The sequence below is a fragment of the Streptomyces sp. 35G-GA-8 genome, assembly GCF_023534745.1.
In the GTDB taxonomy this organism is placed as follows: Bacteria; Actinomycetota; Actinomycetes; order Streptomycetales; family Streptomycetaceae; genus Streptomyces.
The window spans coordinates 699,518-725,046 of record NZ_JAMHJQ010000001.1 but is presented as its reverse complement, the minus strand read 5'-3'; the positions used below and the strand labels follow the sequence as shown (position 1 = coordinate 725,046).

The window sequence follows — 25,529 nt, the reverse complement described above, 5'->3', positions numbered from 1 at the left end:
GGGCGTATGGGGTCGGCTTGGGCGCTGTCCATACGACTCGTGAATGGTGAGCGGTGCGAGGCGCACCGTGGGTGAGGAATCGGAGCGGACGTGAGCGTCGAGGCGGGAGCCGTGGGCGGGCAGAGCGATACGGCGAGGGGCGCCCTGGAGCCGGACGAAGCCTCGTCAGCGAAGCAGCCGACTGACACTGGCGGATACGCGGCGGGTGCACAGGTCCTGATCCGAGACGATCTGTGGCTGGTGCGCAACTGCACGGCCACCGACCGTGACGGATGGATGGTTGAGGTCACCGGCATCTCCTCGTTCGTACGCGGGATCGACGCCACCTTCTACGACCGGCTGGATGTCGTTCAGGAGCTCGACCCGCGCGAGACCGAGCTGGTGGCTGACGATTCTCCGAACCATCGCAGATCCCGTCTGTTCCTTGAGGCGATCATGCGGAAGACGTTCCTGCCGCAGACCGAGCACGGCCTGGCGCTGGCGGACAACTTCCTCATGGACCAGCAGGTCCACCAGCTGCGTCCGGCGGAGCTGGCGCTGTCCATGAAGAACCCGCAGCCGCGGATCCTGATCGCGGACGTGGTGGGTCTCGGTAAGACCCTGGAGATCGGGGTGCTGCTGGCAGAGCTGATCCGGCGGGGGCGCGGCGAGCGGATCCTGGTGGTGACGCCGCAGCACGTACTGGAGCAGTTCCAGCGCGAGCTGTGGACCCGGTTCGCGATCCCGTTGGTGCGGCTGGACTCGACCGGTATTCAGCGGGTGCAGCAGGACATCCCCGCGGGGCGGAACCCGTTCGCGTACTTCAAGCGCGCGATCATCTCCGTGGACACCTTGAAGAGCGACGTGTACGCCCACCACCTGGACAACACCGACTGGGACGCCGTCGTCATCGACGAGTCCCACAACCTCGTCAACCGCGGCACGAAGAACAACACGCTCGCCCGTCTGCTGGCACGCAAGACCGACGCGCTCGTGCTGGCCTCCGCCACCCCGCACAATGGCGACGCTACCTCCTTCGCCGAGCTGGTCAGGATGCTGGATGAGGCCGCGATCGCCAATCCGTCCCAGTACGAAGTGAAGGATCTCGCGCACCTCTATATCCGGCGCACCAAGACCTCAGCCGAAGTCCGCGAGTCCCTCAAGGGGACCTGGGCGGACCGCGGCCCGTCTTTGCCCCTCCACGCCCCGGCCACCGAGAAGGAACGCGCGGTCCTTGAGGAATTGGCCACGCGCTGGATCCCGGCCGACCCGGCGACGCCGTCGGCGAGTCGTCATCAGCTCGTCCCATACCGATTGCTGAAGTCGTTCCTCTCCTCGCACAAGGCGCTGCTGGCGACCATCAAGACCCGCATGGGAAACCTCGACAACCCGCCGCCCGACAAGCCCGACAACGGTTCGAAGACACGGAAGCGGCCGGAGGACCCGGCGGTACGCGAAGCGGCACGGAAGATCGAGCGGGCGGCCCTGACCGACCTGCAGCACCTCGCCGAGCAGATCGAGGACCAGGACTCGGCGAAGAGGGCAGCGCTGCTGGCCGAGCTGCGAGAGCTGGGCGTCGGCACGGGCTCCGACACCCGAGTGGTCGTGTTCTCCGAGAGCATCCCCACCCTGAAGTGGCTGGCGGAGACCGTCCCGGCCGCACTCGGCTTCCGGCACACCGCCAGCCCGGACGAGAAGAAGCCCTGGCTGGGATACGGCGGAGCCGTACAGGTCATGCACGGCGAGGCCAGCACGGATCAGGAACAGCAGGACATCGTCGAGAAGTTCGGGCTGCGCGACGACCCGGTGCGCATCCTGTTCACCGGCGACGTCGCTTCCGAGGGCGTCAACCTGCATCAGCAGTGCCATCTGCTGATCCACTACGACCTGCCGTGGTCCCTGATCCGCATCGAGCAGCGCAACGGCCGTATCGACCGGTACGGGCAGGAACACCGGCCTGAGTTCCGCGCGCTGATCCTCACCAGTGACATCCCGTGGCGCATGGACGAGTCGACCGGACAGCCGCGGACCCTGGATGACCGGCTGGTAGGCGAGAAGCTCCTCAGGCGTGAGGAGGAGGCCCACAAGATCGAGGGCTCGGCCGAGGCGGTCACCGGCCTGTATCGGGCCAAGGAGGAAGAGAACCGCCTCACCCAGGACCTGATCGCCGGCCGTACCGTCGAGGAGTCCATCAAGCAGTCCCAGCAGGGCGGGGCCGCCTTCCTCACCGGGCTGCTCGGCCAGGTGGGCGCAGTCCACGAACACCCCGAAGTGGCCCGCGCCGTCGTACCGAAGCTCTTCCGGTCCACCGCGGACTACTTCGACGAGGCACTGCGGCAGATCTCCCGTCCCAATCCCGAGGACATGCTGTCGTTGCGGCGCGACGACGACGGCACCATCGCCTTCGAGCCACCACGGGACCTGCTGTACCGGTTCAAGGCACTGCCCAAGTCGTACCTGGACGAACAGCAGATCCTGCCGCGCAAGACCGAGCCGGGACGCATGCGCATCACCTTCTCCAAGGACCTCGCCGGCGCACGCCTGAAGGCGGCGAGGGAGACTACCGCGTCCCAGTGGCCGAACGTCTCGTACGTCACCGACGTCCACCCGGTCCTGGACTGGCTCACGGACAAGGTGCTCGTCGAGATCGGGCGTCACAAGGCCCCGGTGCTCGCCGCCACCGTGGACAGCCCGACCTTCCTGGTCCAGGGCATCTACTCCAATGCGTTGGGCAAGCCCACCATCGTCGAATGGATGGCCGTCTCCGGCCTTCCCGACAGCCCGCATGTCACAGCGCTGACCGCCGATGTACTGGAGAGCTACGGCGTGGGCCCGAACATGCCCGGCCGCGCCACGCCCCGCGACCTGCCGGGCCTCAACGCGCTCGTGCCTGACGCCATCGATGCCGCACAGCGACAACTGGCCCTCCTTGAAGGCGCGTACCGCGAGCAGATCGAAGAGACCCTTGCTCCCTATCGCAAGAAGGTCACCGACTGGCGGCAGGACGCCCTCTTCGCCAGTGCCCGCCCGAAGGAAGCGGAGCTCGACCGCACGGCCAAGCGGCAGCTGAAGCTGGTCAAGTCCCTGGAGACGGCGGGCGAACCGATGTTGCGCCTGCTGGCCGTCCTCGAACCGCACACCGCCACCGAAGGAGGCAACGAACGATGAGCACCGACTTCGACTCCTTCGCCAACCGTGGCGAATACCTGTCCGCGCACTACTTCGCCGACCAGCTCGGCACCGACCTCAAGAAGGGCCTGTTCGCCACCTGGTCGCAGCGCGAGGGCGACGAGAACGACCCGCGCAAGACCCCGCGCGAGCTGCTGCGCACCCTGCGCACCCCCTACCTTGCCGAGGAACTGCGCGGTTACTTCGTCAAGACCACCCAGGCCGACGCCGAGGACGAAGCCCGCCTCAACACGCACAACAACCCCGAGTGGACCAAGCGGCTTGCGAAGTGGCACCAGATGGTCCTGTGGGCCCTCGGCTACGACACCTCCCCAGCCGAGCTCACCGTGCACCGCGCAGGCCGCGACCACACCCTGCCCGTCGCCTACCACGGCCATGGCATCGTCGCCCTGGACTGCGGCTGGACCGCGGCCAACGACGACGCCCTCGACCCCAACCGTGCCGGACGGCTCCTGTCGTCCGTGCGGGTCAGTGCGAGCGAGTCGTACGAGACGGGCGCGGCCCTGGCCTCTTGGCTCTTTCAGAGTGAACTCGGCGAGGCCGGCGGCCCGCACCCCCGCTTCGTCCTGCTGCTGTGCGGCGGCGTCATCCTGCTCGCCGACCGCCAGGCCTGGAACGAGGGCCGATATCTCGCGGCGAACCTCGACGCCGCCCTGGAACGCAACGACCGCGCCCAGCAGGGCGAACTCGCTGCCATCGCTGCCCTGTTCAGCCTGGACATGCTCCGCCCCGGCGAGAACGACACCAGCCGCGCGATCGACGCCCTGCTCAAGGCCTCTGGTGACAACGCGGCCGGAGTCTCCGGCGAACTGCGCTACGGCCTGCAGCGCTCGGTCGAGATCATCGCCAACGAAGTCCTGCACCGGATGGCCGACCCGAAGAACGACGTCACCCCGGCAGAAATCGAAAGCCCCAAGATCCCCTTCGCGCGCGAGCTCACCCGCGAAGCGCTGCGCTACCTCTACCGCGTCCTGTTCCTGCTGTACGCGGAGGCCCGCCCCGAACTAGGCATCCTCCCCGCCGACGACGGGTCGTACGAGGCCGGTTACTCCATGGCCCGCCTGCGCGAACTCGTCGAGCGCGACGAGGAACTCGTCGAGGAGGAGGCCAAGAACGGCTTCCACCTCTTCCAGTCCCTCGACGTCCTGTTCAACAAGGTCAACTTCGGCCACCGCGCGTACGGCACCGAGCCCGACGATGACCAGCCCGGCGACGATGAGGAGACTCGCAAGGCCAAGGAGGCCCGCCGAAGCGAGGACCGCGGCCTGCGCTTCGAGGCCCTGCGCAGCGAACTCTTCGAGCCGACCGCCATCCGCCTCATCGGCACCGGCGTCCTGGACCCGCGCAGCGACGAGGACAACGATCCCCGCTGGCTCGACCTGTGTCTGCGCAACGAAGCCCTCCACGAGGTGCTGCGGCTGCTCACCATGAAGAAGGGCAAGCGCGGCGAACGCGGCGGCTTCATCTCCTACCGCAACCTCGGCATCAACCAACTCGGTGCTGTCTACGAGGGGTTGATGTCCTACACCGGCATCATCGCCAAGGAGGAGCTGTGCGAGGTGGCCCGAGGCGGTGACCCGGAGCAGGGTTCCTGGCTCATCCCCTCGCACAAGCAGGACCAGTACCCCGACAAGACCCTCGTCCAGTACGGCGAGGACGATGCTCGCAAGGGTCTGCGCGGTGCCAAGAAGTATGAGAAAGGCTCGTTCGTCTACCGGCTCGCCGGCCGCGACCGGGAAACCTCGGCCTCGTACTACACCCCCGAGTCGCTGACCAAGGTCACCGTCGAGCTCACCCTCAAGAACCGCCTCGACCAAGAGCGCGACGAGCACGGTGGTGCCATCAAGACTCGGGCGTCGGAGCTGCTGAAGTACAAGATCTGCGAGCCGGCGCTCGGCTCGGGCGCGTTCCTCAACGAGGCCATCAACCAGGTCGCCGATGAATACCTGCGCCGTCGCCAGGACGAACTCGGCATCACCATGCCCGCGGCCCAAGCGATCACCGAGAAGCAGAAGGTCAAGGCGTACATCGCCCTGCACAACGCTTACGGGGTCGACCTCAACGCGACGGGTGTCGAGCTGGCTGAGGTATCGCTGTGGCTCAACACGATGCACCCAGGCATGCGCGCGCCGTGGTTCGGGTTGCATCTGCGCCGCGGTAACTCGCTTATCGGCGGGCGCCGCGCGGTGTACGCGGGCGATGATGTAGCGGGCAAGGACAAGGCCTGGCTGAAGGCGAAGGGTGCTCTGGCACCAACTCCGCTGCCTTTCCTCAAGGATGGCGAACCGCAGCTGCTGCCCGACGACGCGGTGCACCAGTTTCTGTTGCCGAGCCCTGGCTGGGCCGCGGTCGCGGGCTCGAAGGAAGCCAAGGAGCTTGCCCAGGAAGGCGTTGAGCAACTCGCCGCCTGGAAGAAGGGGATCCTCCAGCGCCCCAAGCGCAGCACCGCGCACCTCAATGCGGACGGCAGTCTCAAGCTCAATCCCAAGACCAAGCAGCCGAAGCCGGAAGCATCCTCGCAGTTCACGAAGCTGCGGGATGCCGCCCGGCGGGTCGAGTTCCTGTGGGCGGCCGTGGTCAAGCGCATGGAACTCTCCGAGAAGGAGATTGCGCGTCGGATCGACCTTTGGCAGGCCGATCCGACGGATCCCGAGTACGCCTTCCTCCAGCACCCTGATCAGGCTGTGCCGAAGGAAAAGGTCCTGGAGGACCTCTTCAACGCCGTCGACACTCCGTACTGGCGACTCAAGAAGGTCATGGATGCTTGGTGCGCCCTGTGGTTCTGGCCGGTCGAGAAGGCTGGGCTGCTGGACGGGACCGACGGTGAGTACGCAGCCCGGACTGTGGTCAGCGACGCGGACGGCCTCAGCGAGGTGCTCGGCGGAGTGCCGCTGACCGGAGAGCAGCCTGGGACCGAGGCCGCTCCCGCCCCGGCGATCGTTGCCGCACCGACGCCCGCGCCGCGATTCGTCGAGGCGACAGCTCTGTTCTCGCTGGGGCCTGAGCAGACCTCCTTCGAAGATCTCGAACTGTCCGCGGACGACGACGTGGTCGTGGAAGTACGCCGGGTCGCGCCGAAGGCGGCGAAGAAGGGCCCGGTCAAGACTAAGACACCGGTACGGCGGCCGATCGTCCCTCTCAAGGATCTCGACGACTGGTTGGAGTTCTTGGAAGCGATGCTGGGCACGGCCGATGTGCCCGAGGGCACCCTCATGGACAGTTTGAAGAGCCTCGATGAACTGAAGAGCTTCGAAGAGACGCTTCCCGGGTTCATGGGGATGGACATCGACAACCCGGAGGACCGGTTTCCGTGGCTTCGGGCGGTACGCGACATCGGGGAAGAACAGGGCTTCCTACATTGGGAGCTGGAGTTCGCCCTTGTCTTTGCGCGACACGGCGGCTTCGACCTACAGGTGGGTAACCCGCCGTGGGTGCGGCCGCGTTGGAACGAATCAGGTGTACTCGCGGAGCACGAGCCGTGGTTCGAGTTGGAGGCCAAGGCGTCCACGGCAGAGAAGGAGCGTCGGCGGCGGGTGGTTCTGGAGTCCCCGGCCGCTCGTCGATACGTGCTCGGCGAACTGACGAACACCAGCGCGCAGGTCTCGGTGTTCGGCTCCCCGCAAATGTACCCGCTGCTCACGGGAACCCAGCCGGATCTGTACCGAGCGTTCATGTCCCAAGTCTGGGCGCATACTTCGGCGGACGGGACTGCCGGGATGGTGCACCCGGATACGCACTTCACGGGAGACAAGGAGGGGAGCCTCCGGGAGTCCGCGTACTGCCGACTTCGTATCCACGGCGACTTTGTCAACGCCGGACAGCGGTTCTTCCCCGAACCAGTTGGCCACACAGCTCACTTTGGCGTGCATATCTATGGGCGGCCTGCGGAGATCTGCTTCGATCATCTGTCCTGGCTCGTCTCTACGGACGCGCTGCGGCACTCCGCCCAGCACGACGGCTCGGGAGAGGTGCCAGGGATCCGGTACCGCAACGGTGAGTTCGACGAGCGGCCACACCGAGCCCGCGTCGTCCGAGTGGACACTGAGCTGCTCTCCGTCTGGCAACGTCTGCTGGACGAGGCCGACAGGCCTGTCGAGGAGGCCCGTCTGCTGTTTCCCGTCAGTACGGGGGAAGCCTCGGCGATCGAGGCTCTGGCGGACTATCCACTGCGGCTTGGCCAGGCTCCGCGGATTTCGCCGGGATACCACGAGAGCGGTGCCAAGAGGGACGACCTGATCGACTACAACCGCCCCGACCCCACCACGGGCCAGGAGTTTCAGCCGGACCGTTGGCGCCATGTGATTCTTAAAGGCACCCAACTGAGTGTCGCCACTCCGGTGTTCAAGCGTCACGACGCCAACAGCAACGATCCCTACGGTGTCGATCTCGTCGCCCTCTCGCCGGACTTCGTACCCGACACGGCGTATGTGCGTGCGGTAGGCAGAAGCCACGCGTATCTAGCTGAGCAGGACCGGTGGGTTGATCATCGGGTGCTCGCACGGCTGAGGGCGAGCGAAAGGGCGATTACTCGCGCGCGGCGGCATATCGCGCGTGTGGACCGCATCCCTGAGGAGCAGGTGGCTCCGGAGAAAATCGATGCCGTGCTGGTGGAGAGGGCGCGCCGGAGGTTTGCCACTTTTCACCGGCTCGCTTGGCGTCTGCAGATCGCCCCCAATACGGAACGGGCATTGTATGCAGCTATCATCCCGCCCGGTACTGCTCACATTGGAGGCATCTATAGCCTCGCAATGTCCGAACCGAACCACACGGCTTTGGCGGCGGGATTCTTCGCTTCGCTTCCTCTTGATTATTTTCTTCGCGCCACTGGGCGCAGCAATCTCCATCCTCAGGTAGCCAAGGCCATGCCCGCCCCCACCCCAGACCACCCCTTGGCCTCGGCCCTCCTGCTCCGGACCCTCCGTCTGAACTGCCTAACCCGCGCCTACGCCGACCTCTGGTCTGACCTGTACGACCCCTCCTGGCCGGACCACGAACACTGGGTCCGCGACTGGCCCGGCCTCCAGCGCCTGGACGACGTGACCCCGGACTGGCGCCCAGAAACGCCCCTCCGCAGCGAGCGGGCCCGCCGATCCGCCCTAGTCGAGATGGACGCCCTGGTCGCGGTCTGGCTCGGCATGGATTCCGACGCGCTCATTGCTGCGTACCGGGGCCGTTTCCCCGTCCTCCAGAAGTACGAGGCCGTGACCTGGTTCGACGCCGACGGTTGGAAGCTCGCGGGCAACGCGCGCACGATCGGGCAGCGGCAGACGAAGGAGACGTGGGCGCAGTTCGAGGCGTACCGAGCTGCTCCAGACAGCGCCCCCATTCCCGACGGTTACACGGTGCCCTTCCACAAGGCGGACCGCGAGGTGGAGATGCGCGAGGCGCACGCCGTCTTCCAGAAGCGGCTCGACGATGCGATCGCCAACGGTGAGTGGGACCCGGTCAAGCAGGAGGTGCCGAAGCCGTGAGGCCGACGCTTGAGGCGCGGGGGCTCAAGGAGAGCCTGTTGCAGTATCTGTCGACAACGTACGCGTTGACGGACGAGGGTGCGCGGGAGGCACTGCACCGGTTCCTCGGAGACGAGACAACAGGGATGTTCCGCGGGCCGTACCTGCGGATCCGTACTCCGTTCACGGCGGCCGACGACGGGTGGCGCCAACACCTGGAATGGCAGCGCGAGGGGTTCACGCCGTACGCGCACCAGGCGGTTGCGTTCGAGCGGCTGACGTCCGCGAACGGGCACACGCCGGAGCCAACCCTCGTCACTACTGGGACGGGCTCGGGCAAGACGGAATCGTTCCTCTACCCGGTGCTCGATCACTGCCGTCGGGAGCGGGAGGCGGGGAAGACCGGCGTCAAAGCGGTGTTCCTGTATCCGATGAACGCCCTCGCGACCGACCAGGCGCAGCGCATCAACGACCTGCTCACGCAGAACGACGAGGCGCTCGGCAAGCTCTGGGCGGGGCTGTACATCGGGGACCGGGCGGCAACGCAGTACGAGAAGGTGCGTACGCGGCGTTCGGACATGCAGCTGTCGCCGCCGGACATCCTGATCACCAACTACAAGATGCTGGACCTGCTGCTGCAGCGTGAGGACGATGCCCCGCTGTGGCGGGAGGCGGACATCCGGTATGTGGTGGTGGATGAGTTCCACACGTACGACGGTGCGCAGGGCACCGACGTGGCGATGCTCCTTCGACGGCTCGCGTCCGCGGTGGGCATGTCCGAGAAGGGACGCCCGCTGGGACGCATCTGCCCGGTGGCGACCTCGGCGACGCTCGCATCAGGAACAGACAAAGACGGGGTGACGCGCCTGCTGGAGGTGGCGAGCGACGTCTTCGGTACGGAGTTCACGGCGGAGTCCATCGTCGGGGAGAACCGGCTGTCGGTGGAGGAGTTCATCCCGCTGACGGACGTGAAGATGCAGGGGCTTCCCACCCCTGACGAGCTGCTGGCTCTGCCCGATCCCGCTTCTGGAGAGGAGGCGATGCTCGACCTCATCAAAGCAGTGACCACGGTCTCCGATCCGGATCCGTTCCTGCTGGGCGAGAACCTGAAACGGCATCTGTTCACCCGAGCGGTGATGCAGGCGTTGGACGGCGAAGTGAAGACCAGCCCCGAAGTACTGGACGTCATGTGGCGTGCAGGCGCGGCCGGTTGGGCGGAGGCCGTGGCCCGGCAGCCGGAGAAGGCGGCCGAGGCGCTCGCCCGGTTCGTAGCTCTGCTGTCGTACGCACGCGACCCCAAGTCGCCTCCGGGAGAGCCGCGTCCGTTCGTACACGTCGAGGTGCACCAGTGGGCCCGGTCCGTCTCCCGGCTGCTGCGTGGCGTACTGCCTTGGCCAAAGGCCGAGTTCCGCTGGGACGCGGCCGGCATGGCAGACGCCAGCGCCACGGACGGCGGCCGAACGGCGCCGGTGACGACCGCGACGTCGGGGCAGAGCGCCAACCTGTTCCTGCCAGCCATCTACTGCCGGGACTGTGGGCGGTCGGGCTGGGCGGTGTTCTCGCCGGAGAGCGATGACCACGACGTCCAGTTCGACACCTTCAAGATCCGTCGCGCCTCCCTCGGTCAGGACAAAGCTCGGGTACGGAACCTGATCGCGGCGACCGAACGGGAGGCGCGCGAGGGCTCCGGAGCAGCGCCCATGACGGCCGGCGGTAGGGGTACGAGCGCGGCATCGCAGGGCTCGGGCGGTTTGCTCATGGTGCTGGACGGCGCGCGCAAGCGGCTGCGGCTACCCGATCCGCTCAACGACTACGACAAGGACACCAAGGAGCCGCGGCTGACCGCCCGCGACTCGGCGTTCGTACTGGTCAACTTCGGGGGCACGGTGGCGAACACCGCAGCCAGGGAAGACTGGTGTGCGGCGTGCGGCGAGCGCAACGCCATCCGCTACCTGGGAACCGGGTCGGCCGCGATGGCCGCGGCGTCGATCACGCAGCTGTTCACGGGCGGGGAGCTCGACAAGAAGCTGCACGAGGACAAGACGCTGATGTTCAACGACTCGGTGCAGGATGCCGCGCACCGGGCCGGGTTCGTCGCCAACCGTTCGTACACCTTCTCGCTGCGCGCCCTGCTGGCCAAGCACCTCAGGCACGACCAGCCGACGCCGCTCAATGACCTGATCGCGGGCGTGGTCGAGGCCACCACGGATAAGGACACTCTGGCTGCGGTGGTGCCGCCGGATCTGCACGGGTACAAGGGAGTTGATCGGCTGCTGTCCGGCGAGGGTCGTGGCGGGAGTCTGCCAGTGTGGCGTCTTATCGGGCAGCGTCTCGCGTTCGAAGCGCTGATGGAGTTCGGCTTCCGATCGCGCAATGGCCGCACCCTGGAGCTGACCAGGACCGCTGCTGCGCAAGTTCGTATCGACGATGCGGCGGCCGTCGTAGCCCTCGTCAAGCGGATCCACGAGGAGTGCGTGCGCGACGGTGTCCCGCTGATCGCTCAGCACGACGCACGCTATCTGGCGTTCGTACGGATCTTCTTGGAGCGGCTGCGCACCCGGGGTGCGGTGGCCCACAAGTGGCTGAGTAAGTACGTGGACGAGGCGGGTACCAGCCGGTACTTCATCTGGGGCAAGCGGGCGCCAGGCATGCGGGCTTTCCCCAAGCGCGTCGCGGCCCCGGTGTTCCTGCTCAGCCAGCCCAAGAACGGCAGCGAGTTCGACTTCGCGACCGGGCGGTTGTCCTGGTACGAGCGGTGGGCAGGGCGCTGCCTCGGTCTCCCGCGCGAGATGGCGCCGGAGTTCTGGAATCGGCTGCTGCCAGAGCTGGCCTCGCTCGGCCTGCTCTCGGTCCGTACTCCGACTGATACCTCGGTACGGGTGTACGGCTTGAAGCCGGGCAACATCGAGGCCCAGCTGCTGGACGACGAGCAGGTACGTCACGCCTACGTGCGCTGCCCGGTGTGTTTCTGGGAGCAGACGGTCCACCCGTCCCTGCTTGACCAGTGGCACGAGCAGCCGTGCCCCTCTTACCGCTGCCGCAACGGCCGCCTGGTGGCCGGCGACCGGCCCGAGGGCCTGGGCGCGCACCACCGCGACCGCGACTACACCGACGACTACTACCGTCGTCTGTACCGCAAGGCGGGCACCTATCAGGTGGTCACCGCTGAGCACACCGGGATGCTCTCCCGTCCGGAGCGGGAGAATGTGGAGAAGGCCTTCAAGCGCCGCGAGGGCTTCAAGGACCCCAACGTCCTGTCGTGCACCCCGACACTGGAGATGGGCATCGACATCGGTGACCTCTCGGCGGTCGTGCTTGCCGCTCTGCCGCGTCGCCCTGCCAGCTACGCCCAACAGGTCGGGCGAGCGGGACGCCGTACGGGCAATGCGTTCTTGCTGACCATCCCCGACCGACGGCGCCGCGACCTGTACTTCCTGGAGCGGCCCAAGGATCTGATCGCGGGCACGATCGTGCCCCCGGGCTGCCATCTGTCAGCCATCGAGATCCTGCGCCGCCAATATCTGGCGCACTTGCTGGACCTCGCGGCCGCCGGACGGCTGGTGCGTGCGGACGGCATCGTGCTGCGCGCGCTGCCGCACAAGGCGCCTCGTCTGTTCGGGCCTTCGGGCTACCTGGTTGACCTGGTGGAGCTGGCCATCGCCCAGGGGGAGGAGCTGGCGAAGGGGTTCATGGAGTTGTTCCCCTCCGGTGTCAACGACCAGGCCAAGGCCGATCTGCGCGCGTACGCCACCCACGACCTGCGCTCCAGGGTCGAGGAGGCCGAACGGGAGTGGTTCCGCGGCCAGCGAGCGCTGCGGGCCCGGCTGCGTGAGATCGACGATGCCCACGAGGAACTACACGACTCCGATCCGGACCAGGCACGGCAGAAGGCCGAACTGGACGCCGAACGACGTGGAGTTGGCCGCCGCCTGATGAACCTGGGCGAGACATCGGCCCAGACCGCGCTGTGTGATCTGGGACTGCTGCCCAACTACGCGCTGATCGACTCCACGACCGTTCTGTCGGCGACGCTTTACGGCGAGGACGGGGTGGACGCCAAGACCGGGCAGGTGAAGTACACCTCCACCACCGACTCCTACGAGAGGCCACGGCGTATCGCCCTGGAGGAGATGGCGCCGGGCAACACCTTCTACGTCAACGGCCACAAGCATCAGATCACCGGTCTGGAGATCTCCACCGGCGGACGGCAGGAGTGGCGCACCTGGCGGGTATGCCCGGGCTGCGGATATGTGCGTACCGAGGACGCCGCCGAGGACCGGTCACCGTGCCCGCGCTGCAAGACCAGTCACATCGCGGACGACGGCTCTTGTCTGTTCCAGATCGTCGAACCAGCAACCGTGACCTCGCGGGACAAACGGGAAGACGCCCAGATCCGCGACGACAAGGATGACCGGGACCGCCGCTTCTACACGGTCGTGGACGCGGTCGACATCCCGGTGGAGACCATTGAGCCGGGCTCCTGGCGGCACGACAGCCAGACGTTCGGCGTCGACTACTGCCGCAAGGCGATGATCCGCCGGATCAACGTCGGACCCGTCCGCTACGACGCCCCGAACCGTGACGACTTCGCCGGCCACCGCGTGCGCCTGAACCCGTTCCACGTGTGCACGGCCTGCGGCGCGGCCACCGCGGACGGCCAGCCGGTCTTCGACCACGACACCGACGCACTCGACTCCCTCGCCGTCCGCAGTGGAGCACTCAAGCACCACCGTCCATGGTGCCCGCTGCGGCGCGGAAAGAAGGACGGCGTCCGGCAGGAACCGGTCCTGCTCGCCCACAAGTTGGAGACCGAAGCCCTGCGGGTCCTCATCCCCGCCGCCACCGCAGACGTCGATTCCAAGGTGCACTCGTTCAGGGCCGCACTTCGCCTCGGCGTGGACCTTCACTTCGGCGGCGACCCTCAGCACCTGGCCACCACCGTCGCCTCCATGCCGGACAACGAGAGCGGCGAGCGCCGCTGGTTCCTCGTGCTCTTCGACTCGCTGCCCGGTGGCACCGGCTACCTGGACCGGCTGACCGACCCGATCGCGTTCCGCGACACCCTGGCCAAGGCGTACGAGATGCTCAAGGAGTGCCCGTGCGCCGAGGAGCAGCGCCGGGCCTGCCACCGTTGCCTGCACCGCTACACCCCGGAGCCGTTCCAGGACATCGTCTCGCGTCAGGCCGCGCTGACGATGCTGGAGTCCCTGCTGTTCAAGCAGGACGGCTCGGACGGCTGGGAGTGGAGCGAGGTCGACCACACCGGACTGGTCGGCCTGGATGCCCAGGTCGAATCCGACCTGGAAGCCCGCTTCCTGGCGGCCCTGCGCGACTGGGTGAAGGTCACCGACGACGCCTCCCTTGACGAAGACGGTCATGCGAGCGGGCATCTGCGCTTCACCAACGGTCCCGGGGTCATGCACTGGCGGCTGACTGCGCAGCAGCAACTCCGAGGCACTGTCACCGACTTCACCTTCATGCGCATCGACGGGCCGACCCAGAGCGTCAAGGTCTACCTCGAGGGCTTCCGCTTCCACGCGAGCCGCGAGCACAACCAGATCGCCACCGACGCGGCGAAGCGCACTCTCCTGCGAGCCGAAGGAGAGACCGTCTTCCAGATCACCTGGGCGGACATCGATCTCTTCGAGAAGCGCCCCACCCGTACACAGCCCGTATGGCCGCCGTACCGGGGCACGGCTCAGGAACAGGCTAAGACCGCGTACGAGCAGTACGGCGGCCAGCGCGCCCACTTCGCCGATGCTGTCTTCGCCAACCCCATCGACACCTTGATCGCCTACCTGCGTGATCCGGATGCCGACCGCTGGGCCCGCCGGGCCCGCGCTCTGGTCACCGGGCTGACGGCCCAGCCAGGCACGGCCCCGGTTGCCGCGGCCGGACGCCGCAGCGAACTCGTGGCAGCCCTGCGCGGCCAACTGGCCACCTTCTCCGCCACCGAGCGCCACGACAAGCCGGTCGTAGCGGATGCCGCCGGCATCGGGCCCGTCCATGTCTTCCGCACGCAGGACGAGACCGGGCTGCCGATCGTGTTCGCCCTGGACGCCGCCGACCCCGAGGCCCTGAAGTGGACCGCGCTCGCCGTGCTCGACGACTCCGAAGCCGTGCTGGACACGGATGAGCACAAGGAACGCTGGCGGTCCTGGCTGTATTGGACCAACCTCACCCAGTTCCTGTCTCTGGCCGGCGGTGACGGCGTCCAGCTCGCCACCAGCAAGGCCGCGGACTTCGAGGTTGAAGTCCTCGCGGTCTGCGGCGGGCTCGGCGAACTCGACTCGCTGATCGGCGCCCTCGCCCCTGTTGTGTCCGAGGCTCCCGCGGCCGTGGTTAAGCCCGTCGACCCGGACCCCGGGCACCACTCGGCCGCTGAAGCCGCCGTTGCCCAGGCGCTCCGCGACGCCGTCTGGGACGAGGACATCCTGGAGATCCTGCGCGAAGACACCGACGAGGCACCGGACTTGCTCCGCCTCGCCGAGACACTTGCCGACCGCGGCAAGCAGGCACCCGTCTTCGGCTACGAACTGGGCACCAGCCGCTGGCAGGCCGACTTCGCCTGGCACACCTCCGCCCTCAAGATCGCCGTTGTCTCCGCCCACCAGGGTGACGACGATCCCGAGGCCCAGCGCCGCGACGCCGCGTATGCCGAGGATGGCTGGGCCGTGCGTACCGCCGCCGAATGGCTCGCCCACCTCGACGAACTGCTCGACCAGCTCCCCGACACGGAAGAAGGCACGCTCCGATGACCGCCCGGCTCAGCCTGTACCGCAAAGCCGAACAGGAGCTGTACAAGCTCGACCGCTCGGTCAAGGCCCAGTTCTACGACTTCTGCCACAACTTCCGGAACAACCCCGATCTCCCGGGTCTCAGGAAGAAGAAGCTCAAGGGCGACTCCCGTATCTGGTCGGCTCGCGTCAACCAGGACTATCGGGCCCTGCTCACCCCCACCGGTGTCGACGCAGACGGCGCCGAGAGCTGGCTGGTCATCGCCGTCCGGCACCGCAAGGACGTCTACGAAGAGCTTCAGGTCGCTGTCAACCGCGTCACCGGCGAGATCGAGTTCGTCGACCTCGCCGTCGTCGGCGACAGCGCTCTCCGCAGGGTCGGCATCACCCTCACTCCGGCCGAGCCGGAGGAGCAGGCCTCCAAGCCCGAGACTGTCCCTGAGCCCGAGCCTGCGGCGCCGGCGCTGCTCTCCGCGTACGACGCAGGGCAACTGCAGGGTCTCGGCGTCGCCGAGCAGCTGATCGACCTGGCGCTTACGGTGACCACCAGCGCTGAGCTCGACCAACTCGTCGAGAGCGCCCCGCTGTTGTCGAAGGACATCCTGTACGGCCTCGCCGCCGGGATGGACATCGACGAAGTCCGCAATGAGATCACCGCACCGGTCAAACTCGACCAGCAGCCCGACCCCGACGACTTCGCTACAGCGTTCTCCCGTACCAAGGTCACCACAGTCGACGACGCAGTCCGCGCAGTCATCGAGGAAGGCGACTTCCGCGCGTGGAAGGTCTTCCTCCACCCCACGCAAGAACGCATCGTCCACCGCCACTACAACGGCCCTGCCCGCGTCTCCGGCGGTCCCGGCACCGGCAAGACGATCGTCGCCCTGCACCGGGTCAAGCACCTCGCTGAGCAGCTGCCCCCCGGGCACAACAAGCCGATCCTGCTGACCACCTTCACCAAGAACCTCACTACCGACCTGCGCCTGCGGCTCGCCTCCCTCGTTGAACCGGAGCTGCTGGCCCGCGTCGACATCGCCCACATCGACCAGCTCGCCGCTCGCGTCCTGGGCGAGAACACCGCCCCCGGACGTGGCAAGCAGCGCGTCTACGACCACGTGGCCTTGAACGAGATGCGCCAACTGCTGGCCGAACTCGACGACCGACGCTGGGAGCCGGAGTTCCTCCTCGAGGAGTGGGAGCAGGTGATCCTCGGCCAGTCGGTCCCCACCCGCTCCGACTACTTCAAGGCCCGGCGCGCCGGCCGGGGCCGCGCGCTGACCCGCCCTGAGCGCAACCACATCTGGAAGCTCATCGAGCAGTTCACCGCCCGCCTCGACAAGCTCGGCGTCGAGACGTGGGGCCAGGCCGCCGAACGCGCCGCCCGCTTCGAGATCGAGCGCGCCGCGAAGATCAGGGCCCGCCGCGAGTACAAGGAAGAGATCGGTGGCAAGGACCTCATCCACCGCGATGACAGCTCCGGCATGCGCTACATCGGATACCGCTACCGGCACATTGTCGTCGACGAGGCCCAGGACCTGCGCCCCGCGCACTGGAAGATGCTGCGGGCCATGGCCGACCCTGACCAGCCCAACGACATGTTCGTCGCGGGCGACACCCACCAGCGCATCTACGACCACCAGGTCGCTCTCGGCGCCCTCGGCGTCAACATCCGAGGCCGTGCCTCACGGCTGACCCTGAGCTACCGCACGACGAAGGAGATCCTCGCCGAGGCCCTCCGCGTCGTTGACCCCAAGAGCAAGAACGAGAAGGTCACGTACGACGACCTCGACGACGGCACCGACACGCTCGCCGGATACCGTTCCGTCCTCCACGGTCCCAAGCCCGACTTCAATCGGTACGACACCTGGGACGACGAACTCGCCGGACTCGCCACGACCTTGAGCACGTGGCGCGAGGAACTCTCCACCGACGAAAAGGGCGCCTCCCTCGACCCCAGCGGCCGCATCGCCGTGTGCGTGGCCGACCGCGACATGGTCAGCCAGACCATGTATTACCTGGCTACCAAGGCGGGCATCACCTGCGCCGAACTAACGAAGGACGGCCCCAAGGGCGACGGCGAAGTTCACGTCGGCACCATGCACCGCTTCAAGGGACTCGAGTACCAGCGCCTCGCCATCGTCGGCGCCAGCGACGGCATCATCCCGCGCACCAGCGTCATCGAGCGCTACCGCACCGAAGACCCGCCTCGCTACGAACGCGAGCAGCGCAAGGCTCGCTCCCTGCTGTTCGTCGCCACGACCCGGGCCCGCGACGCCTTGAACATCAGCTGGCACGACAAGCCCAGCCCGTACCTGCCGATCTGACACGCTGTATGGCACTCCCGGGCCGGAGTACCTACGGGGCCCCAGTCCGGGACAGAGAACTTGCCTCATAGCGCAGCTGGTAAGCGCGTACGCCCGTTCCGTTCATGCGGTAGAGCGTGATCGCCGACAGGAATTGCTTCTTGACCTCCGCGGTGCGGTGGCGCTCCTTCTCCCCGATGCCGCTGATCCACTCCTCGATGTGCTCTGGAAGCTTGAAGGCCAGTTCATAGGCGCCGACCGCGTCTGCGGGTGAGAGCGTCCATTCCGCCGTGGCTCCCACGCCCCGTCGCCTGATCCGCACCGTATGGTCGGGCTTGGCCTCCGCGTACTCCAGGAACCCTCGGTGATCATCGGCGGCGAGCGGCAGGATGAATGGTGCGGCTGGGAAACCGAGGAGCAGCTCCGCGTCGCTGTGCTGCCGGAGCACCGTGGCGAAGTCCTCAATCACGGTGCCGCCGGCCTGCTTGAACTTCCCCTCGGGGATGGAAACGGGTGGCAGCTCCAGCGGGGATGTCCCCAGCGCCTTCCGCAGCTCGGAGCGCATCCAATTCAGCGGGAACGGGGCCGACTTCGGCAGATGCTGCTGCGCCGTGCACAGACTCGTCGCCGTAGCTCCGATGTGGCCAAGCAGCCAGGCGAAGGAGGCACCCGACAGATCCACGAGAGAGATCTGGTGGGCGAGCGCGTACTTCTGGGCGTCGGCGGTGAACCCACTCGCGGAGAACAACGCGTACGAGTACTTGTACCGCTGCCGGGGCCGCGTCCCGGTGCCCGTCATGAAGTTCTCGTTCACGTCGTGCACAACACCGTGGGCGTTCCGGACGACCTCCAACTCGCAGCGTGTCTGGTAGTACTTGGCTTCCAGAAACAGCCGCACCGGCATGGAGAACGCCGGGGTGAAGGCGAACTCTCCGAGAACGTCGACCTGGTGGAGCGCGCCCCGCCCTCGGACCCGTAGAGTCTGGCCCTCCGTCACCAACTCCACCGGATCCTGATCTTCGTGGACGAGAAGCCGGTAGCCGCTGCAGCGCAGCAGCCAGGCCAGCGACTCTTCGAGTAAGTAGCCACGCAACGACGAGTCCTTGAGCATTGTTGCCGCCCCCATCTACGAGCTGGTCACACAGCCGAAGGCGATCATCTCACCGACCAATGCACTGCCGAAGCAACTGCTCCTCAACGATCAACTTAGGGCCTGTGATCCACTCGGTCGCTCTCGCACCGCCGCAGCCCTACCCAGCAAATCGATACGCTTGAGTGTGTGGACTCTGATGAACTGCAGCCCTTCGCGGCTGAGTTGATGGCTTGGTTCGCCGACGTACGCGCGCCCGGGTCGGCTGGATCGTACGTGGGGGATTGGCGGCCGCTGAGTGCTCTTGCCAGCTGGTCACGGGTCACCGCCAGTGTCGTTGCGCTTGCGCCTGAGGAACGGCGTCCCGATCTCTATTCCAAGGATCATCGTCTTCGTAACGAGATGCTGTTGGGGCTGAGTGGGTTGGGGCTCATCGCCGATGCCGTCGCGCGCGGCCAGGACGTCGATCTGGACCGGGCGGTGGCGGAGTTCGGTAGGTTCTGTCGTGCCTCGCTGCCTTCCTCGGAGGACTGGCTGCTTCTCGACGGGGAGATCCCAGCTGGCACGCGGATTGAGATCGGCGAGTATGTGCTGGAAGCGCTTTCGGATGAGGAGACGAAGCAGCTGCTGCCGCCCATGTACGCCGTGATGCCGTCAGCTCCTGCCAGCTGGCAGAACGTGTCCGTCCTCAAGGGCGCTCCGTTTCTTCGGCGGGTGGTCCCGGATCGGCCCCTGCTCAGCGGTCACCGGTTTCCACTTCTGGAGATGCCGTCATGTCCCGAACTCCACCACTGGCGTCCGCTACTGCCCATGCTGCTGTGGAGCGATGATGTCATCAGGATGAATGCCTGGTTCATCGTCGAGCCGAGACGGTGCGCGGATCTGTACGCCGGCTCTGTGCCGGTGGTCCCGGACATCTATTCCGCCGGCGACGGCCAGGAGATCGAGTACGAACGGCGAGAGACGGGGCTGTGGCGGCTGACGGGTCGGGACATTTCCCGGCTCGGCGTTTTCTGCGCGGCCGTCGACGGCTTGATCGGCGCGGTGCTCGAGGGCGCCGACGGGAGGAACAAGAAAGCCAAGACTCGGGCACGGCGCCTGCAGCGCGCCGCCGAGCACCTCCTGCGGGCCGCCCACCGCACCTACGGCAATGATTTCGTGTGGGAGGAGGACGCAGACGAGGTCACGCTGCACTACGTGATCGCCATGGAAGCGCTTCTGGCGGACGAAGGGCAAACCGATCTCAGCCGCAAGGTGAAGCAGCGGGCCGCGGCTTTGTGGATGACCGATCCGCTGCGCCTTGAGGTCGCCGAGGTGGTTGGCAGGGCGTACACGCGCCGCTCGAAGTACGCCCACGGAGACGACACGCGTGACATCGATGCGAAGGAGCTGGAGATGCTGCGCCGCGTCGCGCACGGCGTCATGCTGCGTTGGCTGGTCACCACAGTGCCGACCGGGCTGGATCTGCCGCTGGAGTTGGACAAGACCTTGCTGGCAGACACCGCCCGCGCTGCCGTGGTGATGAAGCCGTTGCGCGCGTTCTTCGACGCGGCTTCTCCTGCCCTGCTGCCCTCGGATGCACAGCTGCTTCGAGCCACGTAGGGGCAGTCAGTGTGCCCCTACGGTTACGGCCTCGCGGCAGTCTGCTTGGCCTGCTTTCCGGCGCGGACCAGTGCGATGGCACGCGCCCGGAACTCTTGAGGATAGGGGCGAGGCATGACTGCCAGCCTTCCGCGAAGGGCTGTCAGGTAGCCACCAGAATTGGAACCCGAGACATGGGGCAGGTCAAACCTGTCACCCAACCTTGCAGCAGACCCGACCCTGGTGACCGCAGTAGCGGGAAGCGGTGCAAAGCCAGCAGTCGAGGGTCGGCGTGGCGCCTCAGTCACCGCTACATGCCACTATGACGCGTCACATGAGGAGATGGGGGGCGACGATAGTCATGAGGTACGGCCAGAGGCAGGCGGACAAGCTCGATGAGACGATGCTCGAACTGCTGCTGCCGATAAGCGCGGTGGAGTCACTGGGGCAGTGGCTAGCCGACCCGGAGCGCGGCCAGCGGTACGCGAACGGAAGTGGCCCTCACACCATCCCGTACGCGCCATCCACCTGGATGGCCGTAACACCCTGGCCCACCGCCTTCGCCGACCGGGCGGCGGCCGATTCGGCCTCGGTGAGCCGAGCCGAAGTCGTGGCCGCGGTCCGGGCCGCGGAGCAGTCCGAGAGCTGGGCAGAGGCGTTCGTGGCCACGCAGGTGTGGGGCTACGGTGTTACGGGCTACGGCCCGTACCGCACTCGTCAGGTGCTCGCCCAGCCCAGCGCTGAGGCCGTCCTCACCGAGGCGGTGTCCCTGCTCGTCGACGAGGGCGCGGTCGCAGCCTACGAGGTGCTGCACACTCTCGATGGCCTCGGGCCGGCGTTCCTCACCAAATTCCTTTACTTCGCGGGCCAGGCGCTGCCAGACGTGAAGGGCCCGCGTCCCCTGATCCTCGACAGCGTGCTCGCCGGGGTCCTGCGCAGGCACGCCACGAAGGTTGGACGTGCGGTTGGCTACGAGTGGTCCGAGGCGATCGCCAAGTGGATCTGGCGCGACAGCGGCTGGAGCTCCCACCGTTACGACGTCTACCTCCGGTGGATGTACGCCGCCAACGAGCGACTCGCGGCCGCGTCGATCGACTGGCCCGCAGCCCCAGACGTGCTTGAGCTGGCCCTCTTCAGCGCCGTTTGGGACCTGGAATAGCCGTATCGCCGGTGTTCACCTTCTGAGGCCCGCTTGGTTCAGGTGCTTGCCCATGGCCGCAGCCAAGTCCCGAGGCCTCGAACGTCAGCAGACGATGACCGTCCACCTTGGAGATGGTCCCGCCAGGTGGTGTAGGCGATCAATCGCCGGAACCCGCAGATCGGGGCCGTGGCTATGTCGGGGTAGGCGTCCGGCCCGCCTCAGCAGGACGCCTGGCGGGCTGCCGCGCGGGGACGGCTGCACCGACGTCCGGCCGAGCCGCACGGATCGCCGCGACCAACGGGTACAGGTGCGGATTGAACATGGGCCGATACTTCGTGGGCGGCGACTGCATCAACACGAACCGCGCTTGCCGGTCACCGACGGGGACGTGGGACGCCGCCGTCACCGCCGCTCCTCGGACGTTGCTAGGCCACTTCGACGACAACTCTCCGCAAAGGCTGACGGGTACTCAGACATATCTGACGCACCGTCAACCATTCAAGATCATCTTGCACGTGCGTTGCACAAGGCGCTGAAAAACAACAGTGATCAATGAAGGGTTGTGAAGGTGAGTACTTGCAGGTCAGCTGGCATGTTGAGGTGTCGTGCCCCTTGCCTCCAAGGGGCACGACATTGCGCCGGATCAGATGTCCCGGAAGATCTCGATCTGCGCGCCCACCGAGTTCAGACGCTCCGCAAGGTCCTCGTAACCTCGGTTGATGACATAGACATTGCGGAGTACGGACGTACCCTCCGCCGCCATCATCGCCAACAGCACGACCACGGCCGGCCGCAGCGCCGGCGGGCACATCATCTCGGCCGCGCGCCAGCGGGTCGGGCCCTCGACCAGGACGCGGTGGGGGTCGAGGAGTTGGAGCCGGCCGCCGAGGCGGTTGAGGTCCGTGAGGTAGATGGCGCGGTTGTCGTAGACCCAGTCGTGGATCAGGGTCTGGCCCTGGGCCACCGCCGCGATGGCCGCGAAGAACGGCACATTGTCGATGTTCAGCCCGGGGAACGGCATCGGGTGGATCTTGTCGATCGGCGCTTCCAGCTTGGACGGCCGTACCGTCAGATCCACCAGCCGCGTACGGCCGTTGTCGGCGGAGTACTCGGTGGTGCGGTCGTGGTCGAGCCCCATCTCCTCCAGCACCGCGAGCTCGATCTCCAGGAACTCGATCGGGACCCGGCGGATCGTCAGCTGGGACTCGGTGACCACGGCGGCGGCGATCAGGCTCATCGCCTCTACCGGGTCCTCGGAGGGGGAGTAGTCGACGTCCACATCGATGGACGGCACTCCGTGCACGGTCAGGGTGGTCGAGCCGATGCCGTCGACCCGGACGCCCAGCGCTTCGAGGAAGAAGCACAGGTCCTGGACCATGTAGTTCGACGAGGCGTTGCGGATGACGGTGGTGCCGTCATGGCGGGCGGCGGCCAGCAGGGCGTTCTCGGTGACGGTGTCACCGCGCTCGGTCAGTACGATCGGGCGGTCCGGCGAGATCGTGTGGTCCACCTGGGCGTGGTAGAGGCCCTCGGTCGCGGCGATGTCCAGACCGAACCGGCGCAGCGCGATCATATGCGGCTCGATCGTGCGCGTACCGAGGTCGCAGCCGCCCGCGTACGGCAGCCGGAAGGTGTCCATCCGGTGCAGCAGCGGGCCGAGGAACATGATGATGGAGCGGGTGCGGCGGGCCGCCTCCGCGTCGATCGCCTCCATGTCCAGCTCGGCGGGCGGCACGATCTCCAGGTCCACGCCGTCGTTGATCCAGCGGGTCCGTACGCCGATGGAGTTGAGCACCTCCAGGAGCCGGAACACCTCCTCGATGCGCGCGACCCGGCGCAGCACCGTGCGCCCCTTGTTGAGCAGAGAGCCGCAGAGCAGTGCCACGCACGCGTTCTTGCTCGTCTTGACGTCGATGGAGCCGGAGAGCCGGCGTCCGCCGACCACCCGCAGATGCATGGGCCCGGCATAGCCGAGGGACACGATCTCACTGTCGAGCGCCTCACCGATGCGCGCGATCATCTCAAGGCTGATGTTCTGGTTACCGCGCTCGATGCGGTTCACGGCGCTCTGGCTGGTGGCCAGAGCTTCGGCAAGCTGGCTCTGCGTCCAGCCACGATGCTGACGCGCGTCACGGATGAGCTTGCCGATGCGTTCGAGGTAGTCGTCTGCCATAGGGGAAGATTATCTCAGGTGTGAGATAAGCGCCTGTTGGGGTGCGCTCCCCGGGTGACAGCCACCCGGGGAGTCTCCGGGGGCGGTGCTCCGTGGAACGGTCCGAGGGCGGCCACCCACGCTCCGATGGTGGGAGCCCGGGGCCGCCCCGGCAACCGTAGCGCCGCCGTACGGGTCAGGGCGGCTGACGTACCATCAGGCGCGCTGCAGCCCCGGCCGTCCCGCCTCGGTGAGATAGGAGATACGGGTCGACACGGGCGCACCGGGCCGGGTGACGTAGGGGAGCACCTTGAAGTCGGCCCGGCAGAACTCCCGGGTGGCCGTGCAGCGGACATAGCCGCGCTGGTAGTTGGTGAACTCGATATGCGAGTTGGCCGCGAGCAGGCTCGCCCCCGAGGGGTCCAGGTCCATGCCGTCCATCTTGGTGGAGATGGAGGTGCCGACGAATTCGACGCCGACCGTGTCGGAGTCGGGATCGTCGAAGTTCCGCTTGAGGTTGGCGGCGAGATGGCGGTGCATGTCGCCGGTGAGCACCACCGGGTTGCTCACCCGACGCGCGGCGATCTGGTCGAACAGCCGCTGCCGCGAGGACGCGTATCCGTCCCAGAAGTCCATCACGAACGACTGGCCGGGGCCGGGGTCGGTGTCGACCTGGTTCATCGGGATCTGCTGGGGGATGAAGTTCCAGGTCGTCCCGGAGCGGCCGAGGCTGTTGTAGAGCCAGCTCTCCTGCTCGGCGCCGAGGATGGTGCGGTCGGGGTCGAGGCGCTCGTCGCAGCCGCTCTTCGTACCGTCACCGCAGGGCTGGTCGTCACGGAACAGCCGGGTGTCAAGGATATGGAACGAGGCCATCCGCCCGTAGCCCAGCTTGCGGTACAGCCGGGCCTCGAAGCCCCTCGGCTTGTTGGGCAGGCGCAGCGGCAGGTGTTCGTAGTACGCCTGGAACGCGGCCGCGGCGCGCTGGCGGAAGACCGCGGGGTCCTGGTCGGGCTCGTTGTCGAGCTTGGAGTGGTCGCCCGCCCAGTTGTCCTCCACCTCGTGGTCGTCCCAGACGACGGCGAACGGATGGGCCTGGTGGGCGGCGATCAGATCCGGGTCGAAGCGGTGCAGCGCGTGCCGGTTGCGGTACTGGGCGAGGTCCATCGGCTCGGGGCGCAGCTCGGCGGCGACGGGGACCTGACGCACCCCGCCCATCGCGTCGATGGGGTTCTCGTAGATGTAGTCGCCGAGATGCAGGATGAGATCGATGTCCTCCTGCGCGAGATGGCGATAGGCGGTGTAGAAGCCCTCGAACCACGCCTGGCAGGAGACGAAGGCGAAGTTCAGCTCCCTGGGCCGGCTGTGCGGCGAGGGCGCGGTACGGGTGCGGCCGACGGGGCTGATCACACCGCCCGCGCTGAACCGGTAGTAGTACTGCCGACCGGACTGAAGGCCCGTCAGTTCGACATGGACCGAGTGGGCGAGCTCCGCCACCGCCTTGGTCCGTCCCCGGCGTACGACACGCCGGAAGCGTTCGTCCTCGGCGACCTCCCACAGGACCGTGACCGGGAGGGGCGGCATGCCGCCGTTGCCATCGGGGGCGAGGGGGTGAGGCGCGAGGCGGGTCCACAGGACGAATCCGTCCGGCCAGGGGTCGCCGGACGCGACCCCCAGGGTGAAGGGGTCCTCAGTGAATCGCTCGGCGGCCGCGGCCCGGCCGGCCGACAGGTTGCCGGCGGCGAACGCCAACGCGAGCGTTCCCGAGGCGCCGAGCATCGCGCGTCGCCCCAACCCTCTGGATCTGTCGATCCCACTGTTCAGTGGCATGGATGCTGGTCCGTTCCGTCGTGCGGGATCCCGCCCGAGCCGAGGTACTCGAAGGGGTATCGGCGCTTGATTTAACGTCC

Annotated in this window: 9 protein-coding genes; 6 read left to right on the top strand and 3 right to left on the bottom strand. The window is 67.1% G+C overall.

The features are described from left to right. Positions 1–90: 90 nt before the first annotated feature. Genes M1203_RS03010 through M1203_RS02995 form a run of 4 tightly spaced genes read left to right on the top strand, consistent with a single transcriptional unit; the run spans position 91 to position 17,679 of the window. Complete coding sequence (locus M1203_RS03010) at positions 91–3,147, top strand: DEAD/DEAH box helicase (protein WP_249947869.1); 3,057 nt, start codon at positions 91–93, stop codon at positions 3,145–3,147. Further along, positions 3,144–8,639, top strand: coding sequence for a hypothetical protein (locus M1203_RS03005; protein WP_249947868.1), 5,496 nt, complete (start codon positions 3,144–3,146; stop codon positions 8,637–8,639). The genes M1203_RS03010 and M1203_RS03005 overlap by 4 nt, the downstream gene beginning before the upstream one ends. Then, complete coding sequence (locus tag M1203_RS03000; RefSeq protein WP_249947867.1) at positions 8,636–15,376, top strand: DEAD/DEAH box helicase; 6,741 nt, start codon at positions 8,636–8,638, stop codon at positions 15,374–15,376. Before M1203_RS03005 ends, M1203_RS03000 begins: the two co-directional genes overlap by 4 nt. After that, on the top strand, positions 15,373–17,679 hold the full coding sequence (locus tag M1203_RS02995; protein ID WP_249947866.1) for a UvrD-helicase domain-containing protein: 2,307 nt from the start codon (positions 15,373–15,375) through the stop codon (positions 17,677–17,679). Before M1203_RS03000 ends, M1203_RS02995 begins: the two co-directional genes overlap by 4 nt. 31 nt (positions 17,680–17,710) lie before the next feature. On the opposite strand, the gene M1203_RS02990 is transcribed toward M1203_RS02995, so the two are convergent. Beyond that, positions 17,711–18,784: a restriction endonuclease gene (locus tag M1203_RS02990; RefSeq protein WP_249947865.1), complete on the bottom strand. Its 1,074-nt coding sequence runs from the start codon at positions 18,782–18,784 to the stop codon at positions 17,711–17,713. A gap of 153 nt (positions 18,785–18,937) precedes the next feature. Between M1203_RS02990 and M1203_RS38990 the strand changes: the two genes are divergently transcribed. Together M1203_RS38990 and M1203_RS02980 are read left to right on the top strand one after the other, a co-directional pair. Then, positions 18,938–20,350 carry a HEPN domain-containing protein gene (locus tag M1203_RS38990; RefSeq protein ID WP_249947864.1) on the top strand — a complete coding sequence of 471 codons (1,413 nt, stop codon included), beginning with the start codon at positions 18,938–18,940 and terminating at the stop codon, positions 20,348–20,350. A 340-nt stretch (positions 20,351–20,690) separates the two neighbouring features. Continuing rightward, positions 20,691–21,488 carry a hypothetical protein gene (locus M1203_RS02980; protein WP_249947863.1) on the top strand — a complete coding sequence of 266 codons (798 nt, stop codon included), beginning with the start codon at positions 20,691–20,693 and terminating at the stop codon, positions 21,486–21,488. A 625-nt stretch (positions 21,489–22,113) separates the two neighbouring features. Here M1203_RS02980 and M1203_RS02975 read toward each other — a convergent pair. Together M1203_RS02975 and M1203_RS02970 are read right to left on the bottom strand one after the other, a co-directional pair. Then, positions 22,114–23,643 (bottom strand): UDP-N-acetylglucosamine 1-carboxyvinyltransferase, encoded by a 1,530-nt coding sequence (locus M1203_RS02975; RefSeq protein WP_249947862.1) that lies wholly within the window; start codon positions 23,641–23,643, stop codon positions 22,114–22,116. A 195-nt stretch (positions 23,644–23,838) separates the two neighbouring features. Continuing rightward, positions 23,839–25,449, bottom strand: coding sequence for an alkaline phosphatase (locus tag M1203_RS02970; protein ID WP_249947861.1), 1,611 nt, complete (start codon positions 25,447–25,449; stop codon positions 23,839–23,841). Positions 25,450–25,529 lie beyond the last annotated feature (80 nt).

Coding starts and splice junctions, on each gene's coding strand:
- M1203_RS02980 (WP_249947863.1), top strand. CDS start 20,691: ATGAGGTACGGCCAGAGGCAGGCGGACAAGCTCGATGAGACGATGCTC.
- M1203_RS02970 (WP_249947861.1), bottom strand. CDS start 25,449: ATGCCACTGAACAGTGGGATCGACAGATCCAGAGGGTTGGGGCGACGC.
- M1203_RS02995 (WP_249947866.1), top strand. CDS start 15,373: ATGACCGCCCGGCTCAGCCTGTACCGCAAAGCCGAACAGGAGCTGTAC.
- M1203_RS02990 (WP_249947865.1), bottom strand. CDS start 18,784: ATGGGGGCGGCAACAATGCTCAAGGACTCGTCGTTGCGTGGCTACTTA.
- M1203_RS03005 (WP_249947868.1), top strand. CDS start 3,144: ATGAGCACCGACTTCGACTCCTTCGCCAACCGTGGCGAATACCTGTCC.
- M1203_RS02975 (WP_249947862.1), bottom strand. CDS start 23,643: ATGGCAGACGACTACCTCGAACGCATCGGCAAGCTCATCCGTGACGCG.